The organism is Brevibacillus parabrevis (assembly GCF_003710905.1).
Classification (GTDB): domain Bacteria; phylum Bacillota; class Bacilli; order Brevibacillales; family Brevibacillaceae; genus Brevibacillus; species Brevibacillus parabrevis.
Genome location: NZ_RHHV01000019.1, coordinates 173,570 through 192,547, shown reverse-complemented (window position 1 = coordinate 192,547; position 18,978 = coordinate 173,570). Strand labels below are relative to the sequence as shown.

The 18,978-nt window shown below is 50.0% G+C and carries 19 protein-coding genes; 15 read left to right on the top strand and 4 right to left on the bottom strand.

Annotated elements, in window-relative coordinates; all coding sequences use genetic code 11:
- The first annotated feature begins 17 nt into the window (after positions 1-17).
- The 5 genes from EDM60_RS24585 (at position 18) to EDM60_RS29280 (ending at position 3,860) form a co-directional block, all read left to right on the top strand.
- On the top strand, positions 18-1,136 hold the full coding sequence (locus tag EDM60_RS24585) for an ABC transporter permease (RefSeq protein WP_122966288.1): 1,119 nt from the start codon (positions 18-20) through the stop codon (positions 1,134-1,136).
- Between the two features lie 11 nt (positions 1,137-1,147).
- Positions 1,148-2,431: an ABC transporter permease gene (locus EDM60_RS24580; protein ID WP_122966287.1), complete on the top strand. Its 1,284-nt coding sequence runs from the start codon at positions 1,148-1,150 to the stop codon at positions 2,429-2,431.
- A complete protein-coding gene (locus EDM60_RS24575; protein WP_122966286.1) occupies positions 2,432-3,118 on the top strand; it encodes an ABC transporter ATP-binding protein in 687 nt (228 codons plus the stop codon).
- Between the two features lie 4 nt (positions 3,119-3,122).
- Complete coding sequence (locus EDM60_RS24570; RefSeq protein ID WP_122966285.1) at positions 3,123-3,533, top strand: hypothetical protein; 411 nt, start codon at positions 3,123-3,125, stop codon at positions 3,531-3,533.
- Positions 3,534-3,701: 168 nt separating this feature from the next.
- Positions 3,702-3,860, top strand: a complete 159-nt coding sequence (locus tag EDM60_RS29280) for a hypothetical protein (RefSeq protein ID WP_244226811.1) — start codon at positions 3,702-3,704, stop codon at positions 3,858-3,860.
- A gap of 213 nt (positions 3,861-4,073) precedes the next feature.
- On the opposite strand, the gene EDM60_RS24560 is transcribed toward EDM60_RS29280, so the two are convergent.
- Positions 4,074-4,718 carry a YczE/YyaS/YitT family protein gene (locus EDM60_RS24560; RefSeq protein ID WP_122966283.1) on the bottom strand — a complete coding sequence of 215 codons (645 nt, stop codon included), beginning with the start codon at positions 4,716-4,718 and terminating at the stop codon, positions 4,074-4,076.
- Positions 4,719-4,914: 196 nt separating this feature from the next.
- Here EDM60_RS24560 and EDM60_RS24555 point away from each other — a divergent pair, with 196 nt between their 5' ends.
- The 4 genes from EDM60_RS24555 (at position 4,915) to EDM60_RS24540 (ending at position 7,495) form a co-directional block, all read left to right on the top strand.
- The gene (locus EDM60_RS24555; RefSeq protein WP_122966282.1) at positions 4,915-5,892 is read left to right on the top strand and encodes a LacI family DNA-binding transcriptional regulator; all 978 of its coding nucleotides are present in this window, start codon (positions 4,915-4,917) and stop codon (positions 5,890-5,892) included.
- Positions 5,893-6,032: 140 nt separating this feature from the next.
- On the top strand, positions 6,033-6,539 hold the full coding sequence (locus tag EDM60_RS24550) for a GNAT family N-acetyltransferase (protein WP_122966281.1): 507 nt from the start codon (positions 6,033-6,035) through the stop codon (positions 6,537-6,539).
- Between the two features lie 169 nt (positions 6,540-6,708).
- The gene (locus tag EDM60_RS24545) at positions 6,709-7,167 is read left to right on the top strand and encodes a DUF6884 domain-containing protein (protein WP_122966280.1); all 459 of its coding nucleotides are present in this window, start codon (positions 6,709-6,711) and stop codon (positions 7,165-7,167) included.
- A gap of 4 nt (positions 7,168-7,171) precedes the next feature.
- Positions 7,172-7,495, top strand: a complete 324-nt coding sequence (locus tag EDM60_RS24540) for a YciI family protein (RefSeq protein ID WP_122966279.1) — start codon at positions 7,172-7,174, stop codon at positions 7,493-7,495.
- A gap of 66 nt (positions 7,496-7,561) precedes the next feature.
- Here the strand turns inward: EDM60_RS24540 and EDM60_RS24535 are convergent, their stop codons facing one another.
- A complete protein-coding gene (locus EDM60_RS24535) occupies positions 7,562-8,920 on the bottom strand; it encodes a TrkH family potassium uptake protein (protein WP_122966278.1) in 1,359 nt (452 codons plus the stop codon).
- A 454-nt stretch (positions 8,921-9,374) separates the two neighbouring features.
- Here EDM60_RS24535 and EDM60_RS24530 point away from each other — a divergent pair, with 454 nt between their 5' ends.
- On the top strand, positions 9,375-11,126 hold the full coding sequence (locus tag EDM60_RS24530; protein ID WP_122966277.1) for an ABC transporter ATP-binding protein: 1,752 nt from the start codon (positions 9,375-9,377) through the stop codon (positions 11,124-11,126).
- Positions 11,127-11,130: 4 nt separating this feature from the next.
- Entirely contained in the window at positions 11,131-13,185 is a 2,055-nt protein-coding gene (locus tag EDM60_RS24525; protein ID WP_122966276.1) for an ABC transporter ATP-binding protein, read from the top strand.
- Between the two features lie 101 nt (positions 13,186-13,286).
- On the opposite strand, the gene EDM60_RS24520 is transcribed toward EDM60_RS24525, so the two are convergent.
- Positions 13,287-14,117 carry an undecaprenyl-diphosphate phosphatase gene (locus tag EDM60_RS24520; RefSeq protein ID WP_122966275.1) on the bottom strand — a complete coding sequence of 277 codons (831 nt, stop codon included), beginning with the start codon at positions 14,115-14,117 and terminating at the stop codon, positions 13,287-13,289.
- 283 nt (positions 14,118-14,400) lie between these two features.
- Between EDM60_RS24520 and EDM60_RS24515 the strand changes: the two genes are divergently transcribed.
- The 3 genes from EDM60_RS24515 to EDM60_RS29275 all read left to right on the top strand — a co-directional run bounded on the left by EDM60_RS24515 (position 14,401) and on the right by EDM60_RS29275 (position 16,460).
- Complete coding sequence (locus tag EDM60_RS24515) at positions 14,401-14,727, top strand: DUF1904 family protein (protein WP_122966274.1); 327 nt, start codon at positions 14,401-14,403, stop codon at positions 14,725-14,727.
- Between the two features lie 193 nt (positions 14,728-14,920).
- The gene (locus tag EDM60_RS24510) at positions 14,921-15,493 is read left to right on the top strand and encodes an RNA polymerase sigma factor (RefSeq protein WP_122966273.1); all 573 of its coding nucleotides are present in this window, start codon (positions 14,921-14,923) and stop codon (positions 15,491-15,493) included.
- A complete protein-coding gene (locus tag EDM60_RS29275; protein ID WP_233454078.1) occupies positions 15,471-16,460 on the top strand; it encodes a DUF4367 domain-containing protein in 990 nt (329 codons plus the stop codon). The genes EDM60_RS24510 and EDM60_RS29275 overlap by 23 nt, the downstream gene beginning before the upstream one ends.
- A 26-nt stretch (positions 16,461-16,486) precedes the next feature.
- On the opposite strand, the gene EDM60_RS24500 is transcribed toward EDM60_RS29275, so the two are convergent.
- Positions 16,487-17,416, bottom strand: coding sequence for a DMT family transporter (locus tag EDM60_RS24500; protein WP_122966272.1), 930 nt, complete (start codon positions 17,414-17,416; stop codon positions 16,487-16,489).
- 113 nt (positions 17,417-17,529) lie between these two features.
- Here EDM60_RS24500 and EDM60_RS24495 point away from each other — a divergent pair, with 113 nt between their 5' ends.
- Positions 17,530-18,963 (top strand): aminotransferase-like domain-containing protein, encoded by a 1,434-nt coding sequence (locus EDM60_RS24495; protein WP_122966271.1) that lies wholly within the window; start codon positions 17,530-17,532, stop codon positions 18,961-18,963.
- Positions 18,964-18,978: the final 15 nt, after the last annotated feature.

Below are 18,978 nucleotides of genomic sequence, written 5' to 3'. Positions count from 1 at the left end.
TCAGGAGACGGTTATACATGACAATAAGCTCGATAAAAAATCAGTTTAAAGCCCATCCTGTCACAACCGCTTTGATTATCTTGGGTCTGACCATATCCATTGTACTCATTTCAATAGGTATATCGAGTGTGAGGAATACGCATTTACTCATCCAGCAACAGGTTCATTACGCACCCCAGAATGCTACTAAAATAGAATTGGAGCTTTCGGACAAACAAGATGTACACGCTTTGTTCAAGGTTTTTGACGGGATATCAGATCAAACTGGAGTTATTCTGGACCGAGCAAAAATGTTTCACAATGGTCTCATGGCTCCAGTAACGCCTGAATATTGGACAAAACAGGTTGTTCAGAGATTTCCATTAGAAACAGGAAGATATCTGAATATAACGGATATCATCCATGGAGAAAAAGTAGCCCTAGTTGGCAAAGCGAGAGGGAAAGGTGTACGCACCAAGAACGGAAAACCGTACATTTTGCTGGATAACGAAGAATACGAAGTGATCGGAATAATCGGCGTGAAAGGAAAAACAACAAAAGCGATTGATTACAAAATTGTTATTCCGGCCACGTCGCTTTCCTCAACGCTTTTGAGCAAATTGCAAAGCACGAAAACGATTCCTTTCTTGATCCACAATATTTATACAAATACATACGCAGACGAAAAACAGATTAAACAAAATGCCAAGCGTCTATTTCCGGAAGTGACATGTACAGCCTCCCCGTACGGAGAAACAGAGGGGATTATTGCACCCAACAGGGGAGGCGAAATCTACATATCCATAATGGTCTACGCTCTGGCGATCATCAACGCGATTAACCTTACAGCCTTTTGGATTCATGAAAGAAAGTACGAAATTGGTATCAGGAAAGCTTTTGGCTACAGCAATGCGGATATCGTCTCCATGCTTTTTTGGGAGATGTGCGTCATCAACCTGATAGCGGTTGTCATAGGTTTTTCTATTCAATGGATGATAAGAAGCTTGCTCTCCAAATGGCTCGATTATCCGGTTGAGATTACCTCCACCACTATCTTTGCCGCGATTTTGTTTGTTTTTGCAACAGCATTTTTCACTACTGCCATCCCTTCCGGCAAGGCGGTAAAAATACAGCCAGTTGAGGCTATCAGGGGATAAGGAGAAGAGAAATGGAGCACCTTTCCATTGCTATTTCATCCATGTGGAAAAGAAAGCTGTCTGTTTTTCTGATGATGACACAGCTTGTGCTTTCCTTTTGGGTGATGAACCATGCGTTTATTTCCATGGACGTCGTGCACTATCAAGAGAAAAAGCTATTTGCGGTAATGCAGATGGATAAAGATACAACGTTGCGGTTGTCTTTTGCGGATGTGGATGACACAGAATGGTTTGCAGAACGATTTAGTCACTTGGAGAATTTTATCAAACAAACGCCTGGAGTGCAGAGGTACGGCTCCTTTGATACGACCTCCATCACACCGGAAAATTTGCCGAACCAACGTGCTTTTCTTGAACAAAACAAAAAACAGTATGCCGGAACAAGGTTGGAGAATGCGATTGAAAATAGCAAGATCGTTTTTTTAGATAAAGGCATCTATTCATATGCAAAATTCAAGATCATTAACGGAAGGCCACTGGGTGAAGCGGATTTCACCAAAAAGGACGGTGACGTTATCCCGGTTTTGATCGGATATAACTACCGGGATGTCATCAATCTTGGTGATCGGTTTGAGACCATCATCCATGAAAAGAAAATCGTGTACGAAGTTGTTGGAGTTCTTGAGCAGAGGAGTGAATGGTTATCTGGAAATGATTACATTGCTGATCCGGTCGATAACCTGGACAACTTTTTTCTTGCTCCGTTTTTTCCGATTGTCAGGGAAAGCGAGCCGATGGATGTAGCGGTGAGAATGCATAACACCTTCATCCAACTGGATTCCGCAGAAATGTTCAATCAAGTCTCGGCGGCCATTTTAGAAAAGGGGAGAGAATTAGGCATAAATCCAACGCTGGCAACAGTTGGTGACGAGTTGCAGGCTTACAGGGAAAACAGGAAGCAAGTCAGCAATTTCTCCCTGTTCATGGGGATGTTCTTTTTAGTGATCTCCATCATTGGAATCGTTTCGGTGACGCTTTCGTCGATTCACGCCCGAAAGCATGAACTGGGAGTCAGGATGGTGGCAGGTGCAACCAAAAGGGATATTTCCATGATTATTCTCATGGAACTTGTATGGATAGTAACGGTTTCAGCAGTTTCCGGGGTTATGCTGAATTACGTGACGGAAGCTTTCGAAGATTCATCGGTAGCGAATATAAAGCTGGAGATGTTTGCTTTCCCTTTATACGGTAAAGTCATGCTTGTATCCATCCTGGTTATTCTTTCTTCCGTGTTCATCCCGTTGCTTCGGATAAAAAAACTCCAACTTCGAGAGTTAGTAGGGGGGAGAGACTGAATGGCATTCATCGAACTTGATAATGTTTCGAAAGTATTCGGGCAAGCAGAGTATGCAACTGTAGCCTTAAAACAAGTGACTATTCGCATGGATAAAGGCGAATTTGTCTCTATCATGGGTCCATCTGGCTCAGGTAAATCGACCCTTTTGAACATTATGGGTTGCATGGATATACCGAGTGAAGGAGAATACAGGCTAAATGGCACTTTGATCCAAAAATTAAACGATAGAGAATTAAGCCAGATCAGAAACAAAACGGTCAGCTTTGTCTTTCAAAACTTCGCCTTAATGCACAATTTTAGCGTATATGAAAATGTGGCACTGCCCTTGTTTAAACGAAAAATGAGCCTCAAGGAAAAGAAGGAAAAAGTAGACTATTATTTGCACAAACTCGGGATTGCTGACTTGAGCGATAAAAATGTATCCAAGCTGTCGGGAGGCCAAAAACAAAGAGTTGCCATTGCACGTGCTATGACTGCTGAAGCAGAGCTGATCCTGGCTGATGAACCAACAGGTGCGTTGGACCAAAAAAATGGAGCGCAGTTAATGGAGCTTCTTTGTCAAATGAATGAAGAAGGCAAAAGTATTGTTGTCATTACCCATGATGAAAAAATCGCCGGATATACAAAACGAATCATCAACATTGTAGATGGAGTCATTACAGAAGATCGAAAGAAGGAGAGATAACGGTATGAAAAGGAAATGGAGGATCGTTTTAATTGCCGTCTTTATCGCTTTGGCGGTGGGAATCAGCTACTACTCCTTTTTTTATCAAGAACATTTTATGCGGTCAGCAGAAGGTGTCTTTTTGTCCAATGAATATGAGGAAAAATATAAACAGGTGATTAGGGAAATTACCGTTAACAAAACTAAATACGATACACTGCTTGTCAAACATGAGATTAATTTGGATGGTGGAAGCCTTACTTTTGAACTGTTCGATCCAAACAACAGATTGGTTCAGTCTGGAGAGGTGACCAAAGACCAGATTTATGCTGAAAAACTCGAGGTAACGCCTATAAAGGGAAAATGGCGAGTGCAATATCATACCAACAAGGATACAAATGGAAAATATATAATATCATTGGAAAGTGCAGAGTAGCTTTTTCAGAATAAGCGTGTACAAACACGGAGACAGGAGGGACAACATGACTGGGAGAGCCTGCCCGGATGGTTTTGGGCGATCTATTACCTATTTTTCCTCATACCAGCAGGGACAGCCGTCTTTTGCCTCGCGCGCAAGAAAAACAAGCGGATGTCCGTTGCCGCGATGCTCTTGGCGTTGTTGCTTCCGGTCGTCAGTCTGTGGAAAAGCATCGGCAGGGCAGAAGAAATGGACGAGTTCGAGCATTTTGTCATGGAACTGCTGCAAGGCTCCCTCTGGGCTGTTTTCGTACTCGCTAGCTACGTGTTTTTATTTGCATGGTAGGGCATGTTTTTGAAGAAAAAAGCGTTCGGTGGGCAGGGATAGATTGATGACAAGCCTGATAGTACGAGGTCGTTGCCTGAGCAGTGCAAGTAGGTAGCGAGCGGCACAAATAAAAAATCACGCCGGCGCGATTGATAGTTTTGCGCAGGCGCGAGAAAGCCGTCATTTGGCTGACGGCTTTTTTGGATGTCTTTCTATCATTCACTTGTTCACTCACTCCATTCCTTGCTGCACTTGCCCTTCTTTCCCGCGATTGACGAAAGACAGAAGCTTGTTTCCGGCATTGATCGCTGCCTGGATGATGTAGCCGGTGGTAAACGACAGCACGATCGTTCCGTAATAAATCGGTCCATCCAGCAAAAAGCTGAGCGTCAAAAACAGGCAGGCGAGCGAGATTTCTGTCCGTCTGAACGTCCACTTCATTCGCTGCGAGACGACGAGCACGAAAGCTTCTTGCGGTGCGGTGCATACTTGTGTGCACACATACAGTCCGATGCCGCTGCCGATGCACAGGTTGCCCAGGATCAAGGTCAGAAGCGGCGGGAGCGAGCGGATGCCGTCCATCAGCGCATCGATCGAGCCGATCATGTCTACGAAGACAGAAATCAAAACCATGACGACGACGGCCCCGATCGTAATATAACGCCGATCCATAAAAAAGACGATGCATACAAACGTAAAGTTAATCACAAACATCCAGAAGCCAATCGACACTCCGAAGTTTTGGAACAGGGCAATAAACAGGGAATCATAAGGGCTGAGACCGAACGAAGTAATGGTCGTCATCATATTGATGCCGAGGGCAAGAATCAGCAAGCCTGCGACAAACAGCAGATACTCAAATTTGAAGCGAAACACGAGGGCATGGCTCCTTTCAAGATCGTTGGAAGTAGAATACGGTGTGGAACGCTTTTCAGAGCAAGCAAAAAATTTGCCCGGAAAAGTTGGCTGCACTTTCACAGCGATCCGGCAAGCTTTTCAACTGGTGCAAAGGAGGGGATTCTCGTTATGATGGAGAGAAGAACGGTTCGAATGAACAGAGGGGTAATTGGGAGTGGCTAACATTCGAGAAATAGCAAGGCTGGCGGGAGTATCGGTCTCCACGGTGTCGCGCGTCCTGAACAATCATCCGTACGTCAATGAACAAAAACGCGCGGAAATCATGCGGATTATCGCGGAATTGAATTATGTGCAAAACAGCAATGCCGTCCATTTGTCGACCGGAAAAACGAAAGTGATCGGCGTCACGCTGCCGCTCGTCAACAATCAATACTACAGCTCGATCATCGAAGGCATTGCCGCAGAGGCAGCCCGTCATCAGTACAATCTGATGGTTTGCCAAACAAACAATGTACCTGAACAGGAGCACAACATTTTACGCCTGTTGAAAAACAAGAAAATGGACGGGCTGATCATGTGCTCGCGGTCCACTTCTTGCGAGCTGCTTGACGAGTACGCCGAATACGGGCCGATCATCACGTGTGAAGCCAACCAGACAGCCAGCGTGTCCAGCGTCCACATCGACCACTATTTGACCTTCCAAATCGGCATGGAGTATTTGATCAGCAAAGGACATCGGAAAATCGGCTACTGCATCGGCAGAAAAAACAGCTTCAACAGCGCTCATCGCAAGCGCGCTTACCACGACATGCTTCGCTCAGTAGATGTGAAGCCATCGGCTGACTGGGCTTTTGAAGATTGTCTGATCGTGCAGGACGGAAAAGACGTCGCTCGCCATATCCAGCAAATGAAAGAGCCGCCGTCTGCCCTGCTGGTGTCTTGCAACCATATTGCCGCAGGGATTGTGAAAGAGGCTGGCAGTCTTGGGATCAGCATCCCGTCTGACCTCGCCATCGTAGGCTGCGACGACCAGCCTGTCGGCGAGCTGTTGGAAATCACGACGGTTTCCAGTCCGAGTACCTTGATGGGAAACTACGCTTTTGAAATGCTGTACGAAAGAATTTTGCATCCGTCGAGCAAAAAAGAGTCAAGAGAGCTGGCCCCGATTCTCGTGGAGAGAAGAACGACCTAATGCCCTCTCCTTTTAAAAAAACAGCACAGACGATCAACTTACACGAATTTACATTTCATTCACACGCTATCCATCCCTGCTTTATATCCGCTTGCTAGAGTGGAATAGACGAAGGCAACTGGACAGGGGGCGAAGAATGGATGGAAGTACGGATTGAATGCGCCAAAAAAGAAGATTTTGCCGAGATGATTACGCTGGCCGACCTGACATTGCCAGATCGCATGAATTTGCATGAGCTGAAAAAATATATGGAGCTGTTTCCCGAGCTGATCTTCAAAGCGACAAGCGGTGGCGAGCTGATCGGTTTCAGCTGTGCAGGCATCGACATGTACCAGACGACAGGCTGGCTGTTGTTCAGCAATGTTCGCAAAGATTTTCAAGGACAAGGCATCGGCAAACGTCTGATTGAAGCCAGATTGCAAGCATTGCGGCGCTTCCCGACGCTGCGGACGGTGCTGGTTACGGTGAGCGAGACGAACCATTCTTCCGTTCGCGCTTTGTCTGCCCACGGTTTTCGCCTGGCGCGCGCCGAACAAGATTACTATGGTCCGGGCAAGCATCGTCACGTACTGGAACTGCCTGTTTGGCCCATGGCGCATCCGGCAACGGAAAGCCCGCGCTGGGAAGATGACGTTCAAGCCATTTAAAAAAGTTCATAGACAGACGGCTTCGCCAGCATGTTTTGGCAAAGCTTTTTTTTATTTGGATACAATAGCCAACAGCCGCAGCATGGGCGGTTTCTTGCTATACTAAGTAAAGAAAGCACGCTGCACGGCGGACGAGCGCCAGGCGGGAGGAAAGGACAGAACATCAACAGTGAGACGGTTGTGCATCATCGCCTGTGGAGCGAAAAAAATCTGGGATGTGCTGCCCGAGGCGAAAGCGACAGAGGCGCAGCACGTCTACCAAAGCGCGTTTCACAAAGCAAGCCAGGCATACGCCCGGACGTTTTTTCAGGAATGGGCCATCCTGTCGGCCAAGCACGGTTTTTTATTGCCGAGCGATATCGTCCCGGAAAACTACGACCTGGCTTTCGGAACGAAGAGCGAGGAGATCGTGACGATTGACGAGCTGATCCGGCAAGCGCAGGACAAGCAGCTAGACGATGTGGACGAGGTCGTCATGCTCGGCGGGAAAAAGTTCACCGGGATTATGCATGCCGTGTTTGGCGAAGAGCGGAGCCATTTTCCGCTTGCGGATTGCAAAGGCATCGGCTTCATGCTGCAAAAGCTGAACAAGGCCGTAGCTGACAAAGAAGAAATAGGAAAGGGATGAGAGGATGGATTCACTGCAACAGTTTTTGTACAAGCTAAAGCTCGTGCCCCGGCTGCTGGAGCCTGCGAACTGGACGGACAGAGAGCATGAAATTGTCGGAGAGCATTTCCGCTATTTGCAACAGTTGCTCGCAGAAAATCGGCTGATCCTCGCCGGGCGCACGCAAAACATGGACGAGACGACATTTGGCATCGCGATTTTTCTGGCTGAATCGGAGGAAGCGGCTGCTTCTGTCATGGCAAACGATCCCGCTGTCAAACAGGAAGTGATGACAGCCGAGCTGTATCCGTATCGGGTTGCCCTGTACAACAGCCAGTGGGAAAAGTAGAAAAAAGCCGAAGAGCCTGTGCGCCAAAAAACGCGCCAGGCTCTTGCTGGTTGAAGCGAGAGTTGCTTACTGCCCGATGATGATCCGTTCTTTTGGATGGTGATAGCGTGCGATGCGGTCATCGCGCTTTAAGAACAGCAGCAGGTTGATAATGCCGACCCGCCCGATCATCATGATGATAATCAGAATCAGCTTGCCCGGCGCTCCCAGTTGGGTCGTGATTCCGGTAGACAGCCCGGTCGTACCAAACGCCGAGCAGACCTCGAACAAAATGTGCTGGAACGGCAAGTCTTCCAGCCAGACAAGCATGATGACGGCCATAAACACCAGGACGATGGCGATGAAAAAGACGACGAACGACCGCATGATGTCTTCATCGACCAGTTCCCGTCCGAATACTTTCACGTCCTTGTAGCCGCGCATGTTTGCGAAAACGGTTGCGATCAGCACGAAAAACGTCGTCGTCCGAATCCCGCCGCCCACGCTGCTCGGCGAGGCACCGATGAACATCATCGCAGACAGCATGATGAGCGTCGGCGTGGAAAACAGGCTGATTTCCGTAGTAGACAAGCCGCCGCTTCGCGAGGAAACCGAGTGGAACAAGGAGTAGAACAACGATTCATCCCACGATTTGTCGGCGAGAAAATGCTGCCGTTCAAAAACGTAGATGAGCACAGCGCCGATGACAATCAAGGAAAAGAAGGTCAGCGTAGTAATTTTCGTAAACAGGGAAAAGGTGAAGCGTGCTTTGGCACGGCGATAAGAAAAATACGTGCGCAGCTCGACGAGTACCGGGAAGCCGATCGCCCCGCAAATAATCAGCAGCATGACGATGGTCTGAACGATGTAGTCGTGCGTAAAGCCGAGCAGGGAATTGCCGTGCAGATCGAAGCCCGCGTTGGTAAAAGCGCTGACGGAGGCAAAGTAGCCGTGGTAAAACGCGTCGTACCAATCGGTGTAATAACCGGCGATCATAAAGTGGCTCCCCAAAAGGATCGTGCCGATCAACTCGATGATCAGTGCCATGACGAGAATGTTGCGCATCAGGTCGACAAGCCCGGACAACGTGGAGCGGTTGTGGTCCGTCGCGATCCAGATACGCTGCTCCAGACCGATTTGCTTGCCCAGCAGCATCCAGAAAAACGTGCCCAACGTCATGATCCCGATCCCGCCGACCTGAAACAGCAAGGTCAAAAACAAAATGCCCCACTGGTTGAACACCTCGTGAATCGTGATCACGGTCAACCCGGTCACGCTGATGGCGCTCGCAGCCGTAAACAGCGAATCGATGTACGAGAGCGAGATTCCGGGGTTATGGAAAAACGGCAAGCAGAGCAGCAACGACGAGACCAGAATCAGCGCGACATAGGAAAACACGATGATTTGTACGGAAGTCAAGCGACGTTTTTGATTGGAAGATAACAAAATAAATGGCCTCCTGAATAAACTTCATGAAGGTAATCATACCAAAAAAAGATTGCGAGCAAAAATGCCCGTTTTTGACATTTTCATGATTTTTGCGGAGGAGACGGTTTTATCCATCCAAAAATATTTGTTGACAATTCAGGCAAATCGGTGATAAAGTTCAGAATGTATTAATTGGAAATCGAAAAATGTTAAGAAAGGTGGGTCTGTCATGAAACGCAGTGTAATGAAGCAAATGAACAACTGCATACATGACGTAACCCCTCCTTTGATGCAAGCTATGTAGTTTTTCCCTAACTCCATCAAATGGCGCAGGTTACTGTCTTTGTAGCCTGCGCTTTTTTATTTGATTCTTTTTGGTCGGATAAAAAGGCATGTTGCCCCTTGTGGCGATATGCCTTTTTTCGCCTCCAAAAGGAGAAAACCCGGTTGAGACGAGAGGAGAGAGCGGCAGATGTTTTCGGTTTTAACAAAGCTGGACTGGTTTTTCAAGGAGCATTGGAAACGCTACACAACAGCGATTCTGCTGCTGATTTTGGGTGGCATCATGGAAATTATTCCGCCAAAAATTATCGGAGTGGCGATCGACGAAATGCAGCTGGGCACGTTGACGGGGGAGCGGCTGTGGAGCATCCTGCTGTTTTATATCGTTCTTGCTATCGTGACGTACCTCATCAACTTCGTGTGGATTTGCAAGCTGTTCGGCGGGGCTTTTCTGGCCGAGCGAACGCTTCGTTCCAAGCTGATGACCCATTTTTTGCGCATGACCCCGACTTTTTATCAGCGCAATCGCACAGGCGACCTGATGGCACGGGCGACGAACGATCTGAAGGCCGTCTCGATGACGACGGGCTTCGGCATTCTCACCTTGGTTGATTCGGCCAGCTTCACGGGTGTAATTATTTTGACGATGGGCATTTTTATTAGCTGGAAGCTGACGCTGGCTGCCATTTTGCCCTTGCCGATCATGGCGTATGCGATCAATCAGTACGGCAAAAAAATTCACGAGCGCTTTTCCAAGGCGCAAGACTCTTTTGGCGAGCTGAATGACCGGGTGCTGGAATCCGTCGCGGGCGTCAGGGTCGTTCGGGCCTATGTGCAGGAGACGGCGGATCAGGAGCGCTTTTCGAACAAAACGCGGGAAGTGTTTCAAAAAAATATGGAGGTCGCCAAAGTCGACTCGCTGATTGAGCCGACTGTGAAAATACTGGTTGGCATCAGCTACATGATCGGGCTGATCTACGGCGGCTATCTCGTTTTCCGGCAGGAGCTGACACTGGGAGAACTGGTTTCGTTCAACGTGTACCTGGGGATGCTGATTTGGCCGATGTTTGCGATTGGCGAGCTGATCAACGTCTTGCAGCGGGGAAGCGCCTCGCTGGATCGCGTGAACGAGACATTGGCGTACGAAGCCGATGTGACCGATCACGAACAGCCGGCAAGGCTTGCCAAACCGGAGGCGATTCGTTTTGAGCAAGTGAGCTTTCGCTATCCGGGAACGGTACAAGATCAGTTGAAGAACATTTCGTTTACTCTGAACCGTTCCCAGACACTCGGCATTGTCGGGCGAACCGGAAGCGGCAAATCGACGCTGCTTCGGCAACTGCTCCGGGAATTTCCGCTGGGGCAAGGCGCAATCACCATCAACCAAATTCCGCTGGCGCAGATTGAGCTGGACAATATCAAAAGCTGGATCGGCTACGTGCCGCAGGAGCAAATCTTGTTTTCCAGATCCGTGCGGGAAAATGTGATGTTCGGCAAGCAGGACGGCACCGAAGAGCAGCTGCAAGAAGCACTGAAGCTGGCAGCGTTCGCGAAAGACGTTCAGTTTTTGCCGGAGGGACTCGACACGCTGGTAGGCGAAAAAGGCGTGGCACTGTCCGGCGGTCAAAAGCAGCGGGTGTCCATCGCGCGAGCGTTGATGACCGACCCGGAGATTTTGATTCTCGATGATGCGATGTCAGCCGTAGACGGCAAGACAGAAGCCGAGATGATCGCCAACATTCGCCGCGAGAGGGCAGGCAAGACCACCTTGATTGCCACGCATCGCCTGTCCGCTGTTGCCCATGCCGACTGGATTCTCGTCATGGATGAGGGAAAAGTCGTCGAAGAAGGGACGCATGAGCAGCTTTTGGCCCGGGGCGGTTGGTATAAAGAGCAGTTTGAGAAGCAGCAAATCGAAGCGCAGTTGACAGAAGGCGGGTGAGTGGATGAGCACGGGAAAAAGGTTGTTGCACTATGCATTGCTGTTTAAAAAGACGATTTTGCTTGCACTTTTGATGCTGTCAGTTGCCGTAGGCGCAGAGCTGACTGGGCCGTTTTTGGCGAAAAAAATGATCGACACGCATATTTTGGGGATCGAGTTTCCTTGGTATGAGACAGAGCAGCGCTCCGATTCCGTTTTGTACCGGGAGAAATGGTATACACGGCAAGATCACCTGGCAGAAGGAGAGCGCACAGGGCAGGAAGTGCGGGTGTTGCAAGTAGGGCGAGACTATTACTTTCTCGAACAGCCGCTTGCCTTTGACGGCCAGCGCACGATAGCGGATGGAAAGCTGACGATTCAGAGCGGTTCCCGGCAAGCGGTCTATCCGGTGTTGCCGCTCAGCAATCAGGAGCTGTTCGGATTCTTTCGACCGGAGACGAGCGGTCTGCTCGTTTTGGCTGCTGCTTATCTCGGTTTGCTGGTGGTCGCGGGTCTGTTCCATTACGGGCAAAAAATCTTGCTGCAAAAATCGGCCAATCTGGTCATCCGCAAGCTGCGAGTTGATGTATTTGCCCATATCCAGCGGCTGCCGATTACGTATTTTGACAATTTGCCTGCGGGAAAAATCGTGGCGCGTGTGACGAATGACACGGAAGCGATTCGCGAGCTGTTTGCCAACGTGCTCGCGTCCTTTTTCACCAGCGGCATTTACTTGATCGGAATATTCGTGGCGCTGTTTTTGCTCGATGTCAGGCTCGCCCTCGTCTGTTTGCTGATTTTGCCGATTATGGCCGTATGGATTGTGTATTATCGCAAACGAGCCTCTGCCTTCAACCATGTGATCCGGGCGAGGATCAGCGACATTAACGGCATGATCAACGAAGCGATTCAAGGGATGCCGATCATTCAGGCGTTTCGCAGAGAAAAAAAGACGATGCAAGAATTTGGCGAATTGAACGAAGAGCTGTTTTCGTATCAAAACAAAATGTTGCGCCTCAACGCTACGGCTTCCTTTAACCTGGTGCAACTGGTGCGCAATGCGGCGTTTGTGCTGTTTATCTGGTACTTCGGCGGAGCGTCTCTTGGCGTGGGCACGCTGTTTTCGCTCGGCGTCCTCTACGCATTCGTCGATTACCTCAATCGCCTGTTCCAGCCGATTACTCAAATCGTGAATCAGCTGGCGAACTTCGAGCAATCGCTGGTTGCGGCACAGCGGGTTTTCGAGCTGCTGGATGAGAAAGGGATCGAGGTCGATACAGGCACAATCCCGTGCTATGAGGGCAGCGTCCGGTTCGACGACGTCTCCTTTGCCTACCAGGATGACCAGTACGTGCTGAAAAACATCTCGTTCGAGGCATGGCCGGGCGAAACGGTGGCACTGGTCGGCCACACAGGCTCGGGGAAAAGCTCGATCATCAACTTGCTGTTCCGCTTCTACGATGCCAGCCGCGGAACGATCTCGATCGACGGGCGCAACGTCCTCGATTTGCCCAAGCAGCAAATTCGCCAGCATATGGCGATCGTGTTGCAGGACCCGTTTTTGTTTACCGGGACAATCCGCTCCAACGTAAGTCTCGATGATCCGGACATTACTGCGGAAAAAGTGGAGAAAGCGCTCCGGGACGTCGGAGCAGATCAACTGCTGCGCACATTGCCGCGCGGTTTTGATGAGCCGGTCATTGAAAAAGGGAGCACGCTCTCGCTGGGGCAGCGTCAGCTGATTTCTTTTGCCAGAGCGTTGGCGTTCGACCCGGCGATTCTCGTCCTGGATGAAGCGACGGCGAGCATTGACACGGAGACAGAAGGCATCATTCAAAACGCCCTGGAAGTGCTGAAAAAAGGACGCACGACCTTTATCATCGCGCACCGATTGTCCACGATCAAAAACGCCGATCAGATTCTTGTGCTGGATCGGGGCAGAATTGTCGAGCGGGGCAGGCACGATGAATTGATGGAGAAACGCGGCAAGTATTATCAGATGTATCAATTGCAGCACGGTCAAAAGGAAACGCAGCCGCTGGTTGCCAACGCTGCGCGTTTGGACAGTTCGCCAGCTTGAGGAAAAGAAAAAGCTGCCTTGCCGGAAGCCCCCCTGTTGTGTCCAGCTTTCAGGGGGCGCTTCAACGGCCAAAGGCAGCTTTTTTATTTGGATGGCGACCTCTACATGATAAAGAAGTAGATGACAGCAGCCAGTGCGATGCGATACAGGGCAAACGGCACGAGTTTGATCCGGTTGATCAGCTTCAGGAAGAAGCGGATCGCAAGCAAGGCAAACAAGAAGGCGCTGATGAATCCGACGATGAAAAATGGCAAGGAGTCGGCAGTGATGTATTGCCAGTGCTTCAACAGCGACAAAAAGCTGGCGCCAGCCATGACGGGAACCGCCATGATGAAAGTAAAGTCGGATGCGGCTCTGTGGCTGAGACCGAGAAGCACGCCGCCGGAAATCGTCGATCCGGAGCGGGAGAAGCCGGGCCAGAGCGCGATGCATTGAAACAGTCCGATGAAGAACGCTTGCTTGTACGTCATTTGGTCAACAGTGGTTACTTTCGGACGTCCCGGTCTGAACCAGTCGGCTGCGATCATCAAGAGGGCACCTGCGACAAGCCCGATCAGCACGGTATTGATCGAAAAGAGGTATTCGTCGATATAGTCTTCAAAAATCAGTCCGAGTACAGCTGCCGGCAGCAGTCCCACAATGACTTGCGAGAGACGGAGCTTGTGCCCGGGGCCGTTGCCATCTGGCGACATTTTTTTCAATCCGAGCAAACTGAGAAAACGGTCTTTGAACACGATCACAGCCGCCAAAATCGAGCCGAGCTGGATGACGACTTTAAAGGTATTCGCTACTTCCGAAGAAAACAGTTCTTTGGAGTGAAGCAACGTATCGTCCACAATAATCATATGCCCGGTAGAAGACACGGGAGCAAATTCAGTCAAGCCTTCGACAAGCCCGAGCACGAAGGCTACGAAAATATTCCAAAAATCCATATGTACTGTACTCACCTTTCTGATTGGCGTGCTTTATGTTTATGCTCTTATAGACATGGTCAAGATGCCTATCTTATTGTGGCGATAATGTAACAGCGATGTCAATAGCAACATTCTTTGTGCAAAGAGCCTTGATTAACATTTTGGGACAAATCGTAAACGTTTCATTTCGTTTTTGAAAAGGTTTGTTGCCGCTTTGTAAAAACTCGGGACAGACTACTCATTTTCCTTGCCGAACGGTATGATAGAAGAAATCGCTTTTTGACCAACAGGAGGTTCAAGCATGCCACATCTCATCGTTCGCGGCATACAAGCCGAGCAAATGGCGACGATCAGCGAGCTGCTGACAGAGGAGCTTGCCGCTTTATGCCAATGCGGTACCGACAATTTTACAATCGAATGCTTGCAGACGACAGGCGTTTTTGGCGGGAAAGTAGTAGAGTCTTTTCCGTTTATCGAGATTGGCTGGTTTGAGCGCGGACAAGAAACGCGCGACCAGTTTGCTAGGATTGTGACCCGGCATGTTCTCTCGCTCGGCATTCCGGAAGTCGAGATGGCTTTTGTCCCTTATCAAAAAGAAAGCTACTATGCCAACGGCGAGCATTTTTAGGAAGCTGACAGCCGCTGTCGATTTCCCGGGAAAGAAATGACAGATTCGACAAGAGAAGAGCAAACACAGTTGCAAAAGGGCGCTTCATCCGAGAGTACGAGACGGATGAAGCGCCCTTTTTTTCTACTCTCAAAAAATTCATGTCACAAACAAGAGATCCCGATTGTTATTCATAGGGAAGGGAGGCAGGAGTGTGGAGAAAGCGCAAATCGAATATTTGCTCCAGGAGATCAAAGCGGGTGCGATGGAGCAATTCGAAGTTATTATCGATCATTATCAACAGCCGATCTTTGCCTACTGCTATCACATGCTAGGCCATCGGCAGGATGCGGAAGATGCTGTACAAGAAATTTTGTTTCGCGCCTATGAGCGGCTGGAGCAATACACTTACTCGCTGTCTTTTTCAGCGTGGATTTATAAAATCTCATTTAACCATTGCGCCAATGTCCTCAAGCGCAGAAAGCTGGCTCGCGTGCTGCCCTTTTTGTACAGCGGCGAGCAGCAGGGGCGAAATTTTGTCGAGGAAAAAATCGACCACGACTATTTGGGAGAGCCGTTGGAGCGTATTTGGTCGAAGCTGACGGCGGAAGAGCGGACACTTCTGTATTTGCGGGTGCTGGAGGAAAAAGATTACGAGGAAATAGCTGTCTTGCTGGACAAAAAGCCGGCAGCTTTGCGCAAGCAATTCGAACGTCTGCTGAAAAAATGCAAGCGCTATTTTCCGGCGATGGGAGGGGTGGCAAATGATGGGCGACAATCCGTATAAACAACTGCACGAGCTTTTAGCCGCCAAGCCAGTCCCGAAAGTCGATGTGAAACAGAAAGTGATGGCTGCCATCGCAGCGAAAAAAATCGAGGAGGACAAAAAGGTGAAGAAAAAAATCGGGGTGTTGCTGACGATTGGCTTGTTGGCGGGAGCCTCGTCTGTATGGGCGGGCATGGAAGTCATCCAGTTGAAGAACGAAAAAGGCGAAGTCGTGATGGAAATGGATACGGGGAAAGGAACAGAGATTACATCGAAGACAGAAGGACTTCCTGTGGAGATGCAAAATGAATTGGCACAAGCAGAAGCGGATGCCGAGCGCAGGAGCAACATCATCAACGAGATTCTTGACCAGCTCAAGCCGGGAACATCAGCCGCGATTTACTGGCTGCCGAAACAGGAGAAAAAGGACAAAAGCGTAGAAGAGATTTCCTTGCGCGATCCGAACGTAGATGTCTTTTACAAGGCGATCACCTACACATCGCTTGCGGAGCTGGAACAAAAACTCGCGGATAAACGGTTCGCACTCCCGACCGAGCTGAACGGCGCTTTCCGCTTCGAATCAGGGGAAATCGAGTACAAGCCGAGCGACAAGTACGATGTGGCGGCGATGAAGGCAGAAGCGATCAAGAACAAGAAAGAATACGTCGTCAAGGAAATTCCGACCTCTGACAAGTTTGACTATGTGCATGTCGCCTACAGAGGCGCAAAGGGCGGGATCACCGTCGAAGTCCGCCAGGCAGAGCTTGGAGCAAAGACTGGCTCCAATGCGACTGGGGTAGAAAAAGTGATGCTTGGCAAAAACGAAGCTGCTCTGATGACGTACAAAGAGGACAACCAGCCCGATTTTCACTGGATCGTATGGATAAAAAACGGGAGCGATCTGGAGTACAGCGTTCGCGCCAAGGCCACGACGGTTTCCAAGGAAGAGCTGATCAAGCTTGCCAAACAATTGAACGAGCATAAGTAAAAAAAAGCCCAACAAAGGCCGTGAAGCTACTTTGTTGGGCTTTCTGCGTGTTCCAGCGGCGCTTTTTTGCTGACAAGCTGCTTTAGCGCGTTCAAATTAATCATGACGATTCCGGCGATGATCGCCAAGCCTCCAGCCAGGGAAGACAGGTGAAGCGGCTCCTGGTAAAGAACGGCACCAAGCGTCAGTGCAATCAGCGGCGATATATACAGCCAAGTGGATGGGAAGAGCGGATTGGTTTTTGCCACGAGCCAGTAAAAGATCGAATGTCCCATCATCGAGCCGACGAAGATCAGGTAAAGCAGCGAGAACACAGCCTGGGACGAAAACAGAAACTCTGTGTGCACTTGCTCGGTAAAAGCAGAGATCACAAGCAGCAGAACACCTCCGTACATCATCTGGGCGGCATTTAACGTAATGGGCGAGACGTCCTTGAACTGTTGGGAGACGCGCCGGGAGTAGACCGCACCTGCGGAATAAAACAGCTGTCCAACCAGGACGGCGACGCAGCCCGCGATCCAGAGCACGCTGAAAGAAAAAGTCAGACCGGGCAACAGCAGCAGCGTGACCCCTGCCAAGCCTGCCAGACAGCCAGCCCAGGAGATGGCGGACAGCTTTTGACGCGAAAGCCGGGTTTGCAAAAGCATGACCAGCAATGGGGCGGTAGCGGATAAGACTGCCGCGATGCCAGAGCTTATATGCTGTTCTGCCCAGTATAAGGTGGCAAACGTGCCGAAGGTCAGGCACAATCCCGTGAGCAGCATTTCTTTTCGCAACAAAAGGGAGACGCGGGCCTGCTTTTTCCAGACCATGAAGGCAAACAAGATCAGTCCCGCGAGAAAAAAGCGGATGCCTGCCGAGAAAAAGGGTGGCGCTCCGGCATCTACCCCTACTTTGATGGCTAAAAATGTCGTCCCGAAGATCAAGCACATCACGATATAATTGACGAGTACCATATGGTGATTCCTCCTTTTCCCCATCATAAAGGGAGAGGAATAGAACAGATGAAATCGAATAGAACAGTTGAAGAAAAGTGACGTTACAATTGCAGGGGAGGGGGCTGGCTGGGATGAAAAGAGAAGGTTTGTCAAGCGTGCACGCCGACAAGCTGTTTGAACAAGTGTACGATTACGTGCTGGACGGAATCAGACGCAAAGACTGGAAGGAACACGAAAAGCTCCCTTCTGTGCGGGCATTGGCCCTGAAGCTGGATGTGCACCGCCTGACGGTTTTCAAGGCGTATCAGCTGCTCAAGCAAAAAGGCTATGTCTACGTCAAAGATAAATCCGGCTATTTCGTTCAGCCGGGCGGCATGCTGGCGACGGCCTCGCTGCATGACCCGATTGTGTCTGCTTATGTGCAGAGGAGCCACCTTTCGGAAATTCACCAGGTCCAGGCGACCTATCAGTTTTCCAAAGCGCTGATTGACCCGAATCTCCTGCCCAATCTGTACTTCTCGGAATACGTGAAAAAAGTGTTCGACCTGTATCCGAAAGTGCTCGGCACGTATTCCACTACCCAAGGAGACGAGGAACTGCGGGAGGCTTTGTGCCGCTATTACACAGAACGGTTTCGCTTTTACTTGACCCCGCAAGAGCTGATGGTCACGTCCGGGTCGCAGGAAGCGATTGATTTGATTGCGCGTGTGCTGGTCAAGCCAAGAGACGTAGTTTTGCTGGAGCGGCCCACGTACAGTCCGGCCATCGACGTCTTTTTGCGCCAGGGAGCGAACATTCTGGCGGTGGAGATCACTCAGCACGGCTACGATCTGGAGCAGGTCGAACAACTGATGCGGACGCACAAGCCGCGTCTGTTCTATCTCAATCCGACTTTCCACAATCCTACGGGGTTTACGGTTCCACTTGCACAGCGCAAGCGGCTGGTAGAGCTGGCGGAGATGTATCAGTGTCTCTTGATCGAGGATGATCCGTGCCGCGATCTTTACTTTGGGAAAGAGCCGCCTTTGCCGATGTTTGCCTACGACACGTCCGGGTATGTCATCTATTTGCGCAGCTTTAGCAAATATGTCGCTCCTGGACTCGGCATCGGGACGATCGCCTGCCGTCCTTCGCTGATGGCGTATTTGCTCAGCGCCAAAGCGTTGTCGGACAGCGGGACGCCGCTCTTGAACCAAAAAATATTTTTGCACTATTTCTTCTCGGAGCGGATGCAGCAGCATTTGCTGAAGCTGCGCACGGCATTGGCAGTGCGCAAAGACATTATGGAGGAGGAGCTGGCCGCAACAGACTGGGAATGGAGCAGTCCGACAGGCGGCTTCAACTTGTGGATCAGGCTGCCGGATTCCACGCCGATGGAAAAGCTGCTCGGCCAATGCATCGAGCAATCGATTACGTTTGTGCCCGGCATCATTTGCGATCCGCAAAGGGAGCTTGCCTCGTGGATTCGCCTCAGCTTTTCCTATCTGAATGAACAGCAGCTGCGCGAGGGGATCAGGCGGTTTGTCAGCGAGGTTCGTTCTCTGACGGCGCAGGCTGAGGAATAGAGCGTGAAAAAAACA